The organism is Cupriavidus campinensis (assembly GCF_905397395.1).
Classification (GTDB): domain Bacteria; phylum Pseudomonadota; class Gammaproteobacteria; order Burkholderiales; family Burkholderiaceae; genus Cupriavidus; species Cupriavidus campinensis.
Genome location: NZ_CAJPVH010000125.1, coordinates 1 through 2,534, shown reverse-complemented (window position 1 = coordinate 2,534; position 2,534 = coordinate 1). Strand labels below are relative to the sequence as shown.

General features: G+C 68.4%; 2 protein-coding genes and 2 pseudogenes. All 4 read left to right on the top strand.

Annotated features, from left to right (window positions below):
• Positions 1-424: pseudogene (locus tag KHO18_RS28045) on the top strand (hypothetical protein); the annotation flags it as partial.
• Between the two features lie 169 nt (positions 425-593).
• On the top strand, positions 594-1,049 hold the full coding sequence (locus KHO18_RS28040; protein WP_144201131.1) for a hypothetical protein: 456 nt from the start codon (positions 594-596) through the stop codon (positions 1,047-1,049).
• Positions 1,046-1,744, top strand: coding sequence for a C39 family peptidase (locus tag KHO18_RS28035; protein WP_144201133.1), 699 nt, complete (start codon positions 1,046-1,048; stop codon positions 1,742-1,744). Before KHO18_RS28040 ends, KHO18_RS28035 begins: the two co-directional genes overlap by 4 nt.
• Before the next feature lie 14 nt (positions 1,745-1,758).
• Positions 1,759-2,534: pseudogene (locus tag KHO18_RS28605) on the top strand (hypothetical protein); the annotation flags it as partial.

The window sequence follows — 2,534 nt, the reverse complement described above, 5'->3', positions numbered from 1 at the left end:
GGCAACGGCCACGGCTGGCGCGGCAACGGCCACGGGCGGCGCGGGCGGCACGCAAACCAGCACGGCCGGTAACGGCGGTGCAGGCGGTGCGGCCACCAATGGCAGCGCCACCACCGTCGCCACGAACGGTAGCGCCACGGCCGGCAACGGCGCAGTGGGTGCCGCATCGGGCACGGGCGGCGCAGGCGGCGCAGGTGGTGTGGGCAATGGTGGCACGGGCGGCGCCGGCAACGGTGCAGTCGGTGGCGCTGGCGGCAACGGTGGCTACAACATCGTCGATGCCGGCACCTTCAACATGTCCAACACCATGACCAGCGTCGGGCAATCCGCCGCGGGCGTCATGATCGCCAGCCAGAACAGCGGCATGGCGTCGCTGGTGCAGCAAAGCGTCAACGTCCAGGCGAACGTGAATGCCGGTCGCTAAGTCCGAGTGAGTCCTCCGGCTTCGGCCGGAGGCTTGCACGGTTGGCATTCGGGATGACGGTATCCCGGCGCCTGCAAGGGCCGGGATGCTTGTCTGTCGAGGTGCCTGGGAGGTCCGGCGGCGCGGCCCGGATGGGAGCCGCGGAGTCGGAACAAGAGGGAGACGCACCATGTGTTCGCATCGCTCAGCTGTCATGGCAGTCACGACAGCTCTCCTGGCCTGGCCGTTCGCCCAGGCTGTGGCAGGACCACCGACCGCCGAGGCAACGGCCGTGGCGGTGGCCGGCAGTGAATCGGGCGCAGCCACCGCGGTGGCCGGCGCAGCGGCAAGCGTCACGGCGGCCCAGCCGGACGCGGCACCCAGGAACAATCTGTTCGGCACCACGGCACGCGCGGTTGGCAGCGACAAGCTGGACGGCGTACGCGGTGGCTCCGAAGTTGTCGTCAACGACATGCGCCTGCACGGTACCGTGGCGGAAAACGCCGCCATCAACACGCTGTCTGGCAGCAACATCGTCTCCGATGGCGCGTTCTCGAACGCGGCGGGCCTGCCCACCGTGATCCAGAACTCCGGCAATAACGTGCTGATCCAGAACGCGACCATCCTCAACGTCCAGTTCAAATGATCATGCGCCGCCTGTTGCTGGCCGCCGCTACCGTGGCGGCGACGCTGGGGAGCTTCTCCGCTGCCCGCGCCGACTACATCAACGTGCCCGCCGACGGCGGCAAGAGCTACAACGTGCCGGTCACCAGCCTCCGCGAGGCCCGGTATCGCAGCACCATCCGCCAGCAGTTCGACTTCAGCTGCGGCTCGGCCGCCGTGGCGACGCTGCTGACCTACCAGTACGGCTACCCGGTCACGGAGCAGACGGTTTTCGCCAACATGTATGTCAACGGCGACCAGGCCAAGATTCGGGCCGAAGGGTTCTCGCTGCTCGACATGAAGCGCTTTCTGGAGTCACGCGGGTTCCTGGCCGATGGCTATGAGCTGCCGCTCTCCAAGCTGGAGGAAACGCAGGTACCGGCGATCGTGCTGATCGTCGAGAACGGTTATCACCACTTCGTCGTGGTGAAGGGCGTGAGGGGCAACCGCGTGCTGATCGGCGATCCGGCACGGGGCACGCGCTCGCTGGAGCGGGAGCACTTCGAGCGGATCTGGGACAGCCAGCTGCTGTTCGTGATCCACAACCGCACCGAAAACGCGCGATTCAATCTGGTGTCCGACTGGCGCGTCGCGCCAACCGGGCCCTACTCTTCGGGGATCAACCGCGACAGCCTGTATTTCACCGTCATGCCCAAGCATGGCGTGAACGATTTCTGAGTCGAGGAGCAGTCATGGTCCTGACAACCGCTTCACCCGCACTCCGGCGCAGAGCCGGCAGTGTGGCGGCGATGGCCCTGCTGGGCGCGGGTCTGGCCTGCGCCGGCAATGCCTACGCCAGCATGGGTGTACCCATGCCCGATACGGCGATCGACATCGCGCTGAGCGCGACCGCCGATGGTCCCACCGCGCCGGAACTCCCGGCCGTGGCCGTGTCCCATGCCATCGATCTGCCAGCGATGCCCACGCAAGTGGAACTGGCTGCCGATATCCCGCTGCCGCCACCCGCCGAGCGTGTGGCGACGCCCCCCGTTAACCCTGCCAACCCTGTTAACCCTGTTGCCCAAGCGCCTGCGTCAGACGAGCCGGTGGCCAGGGCCCCCGCGGCGAAGCACCGCGCCGCCAAGGATCCGCTGGCAACGGCCATGACCGTTGCCACGCGCGAGCCCGACGCGCCGGTGACCGATGCGCGCGGCGGCATGGCCAAATGGAAACCGGTGGCGCAGGCGCGGCTCGACAAGCAGCGCGGCGGGTTTGACGTCGGCGGCCTGCAGGTCAGCTTCGGCATCGACCGTGCAGTCTTCGTCAACGGCGCGCTGGCCGTGGCCACCAGCATCAACATTCCCGATGTGAGCCGCATCACCGCCGCGCAGGCGCAGCAGCTGCAAGCCACGCTGGGCGGCGTGGCGGCTGCCGTGGCCAACGCCAACAACGCGGCCAACGGGGCCGTGGCGGCCGCCAATGCCGCAGCCGCCAATGCACAGGGCGCGGCGGGCACGGCGGGGCAGTC

What these genes read in the sequence shown, in the direction of transcription:
- KHO18_RS28035 (WP_144201133.1), top strand. Translation starts at nt 1,046, where the DNA reads ATGATCATGCGCCGCCTGTTGCTGGCCGCCGCTACCGTGGCGGCGACG.
- KHO18_RS28040 (WP_144201131.1), top strand. Translation starts at nt 594, where the DNA reads ATGTGTTCGCATCGCTCAGCTGTCATGGCAGTCACGACAGCTCTCCTG.